This is a genomic window from Vibrio sp. D173a, assembly GCF_030248475.1.
In genome coordinates, this window is the sequence record NZ_JAHGAH010000882.1 from 1 (window position 1) to 1,268 (window position 1,268).

Annotated in this window: 1 protein-coding gene; it reads right to left on the minus strand. The window is 47.2% G+C overall.

Going from position 1 to position 1,268, the window contains the following annotated elements; genetic code table 11:
- A partial coding sequence (locus KIV40_RS30000; RefSeq protein ID WP_285352920.1) for an amidohydrolase occupies nt 1-986 on the minus strand: 986 nt, incomplete at its 3' end.
- Nucleotides 987-1,268 lie beyond the last annotated feature (282 nt).

A 1,268-nucleotide genomic window follows, 5' to 3' on the forward strand; every position in this document is an offset into this window, starting at 1 on the left:
GACATTGGCCCATCCGTGCCCAAACCAATACGCACTTCTTCATCGTACATCTTCAGAGCGGGAGACACGCCTTTCGCTGATTTGATGTTCGCGCTCATGTTATGCGCTACACCCATCTCAGCTTCTTTTACCAGTTTGATGTCTTCATCATCAACCAAGATCATGTGTGCGCCAACGAGGTTCTTGTTGAGTGCGCCAATGCTGTGCATGTACTGAACTGGCGACAAACCATCAGAGCGCTCAGCAATCTTCTCTTCTTCACGGTGAGACTCTGCAAGGTGAATCATCACTGGTACATCCAGCTCCAACGATAGCTTCGCTACTTTTTGTAGGATCTCTGTGGTGTTGGTGTAAGGAGCATGTGGTGCGAAGGCTGGGGTGATACGCGGGTGGTCTTTGTACTCTTCAATAAAGTTGAGTGCGTATTTGATGCCTTCTTCTGCGTTTGCGGCATCCGCTACTGGGAATTTAATCACCGTCTCACCCAGGATGGCACGCATGCCGATCTTATCAACGGTTTTTGCCACTTCATCCTCGAAGTAGTACATGTCAGCGTATGTGGTTACGCCACCTTTCACCATTTCAACGTTACCCAAGTTCGCGCCAATACGAACCATATCTCGCGAAACGAGCTTCTTCTCTAATGGGAAGATGTAGCGGTGCAGGCGGTCAGGCACATCATCCGCCAACGAACGGAACACCGTCATTGATACGTGAGTATGGGTATTGATAAGACCCGGCATCACGATATCGCCATCGACATCCAACACTTGCTCTGCCTTGTACTGCTTTTCCAATGATGCATCACCAACGGCAATGATCTTATTGTCTTTAACCACGACAGTGCCGCTTTCATACACGGTTTTGTCTTGGTTCATGGTCAGTACCATGGCGTCCGTGATCATCAGATCGGCTTTTTCCATGGCGTTGCTTGCAAATGAGAGCAGTGAGAGCCCAGCAATCGCTGAAGCCAGTAAATGCCGCAAACGTTTGTTTTATCGTTTGCGTAAAAATATGATGGTTCGACACAAATGCGAACAGATATTTCACATCATGAAGGTTTGTATCAATATCAGCTAATTTGTCGGTTTTCTAAAGCATATCTGTAGCTTACCTGTTGCATCGGATATACTAGAGATATATCCCTTCCTTGCTTAAGCAGGCCCGCCTATGACAAAAAAGATACCGATGTCAGAAAATACGACGACCACTACCAATGTCGACCCTTTTGCAGACCGTGAGTCGCAAAATTACGAGAATCCAGTACC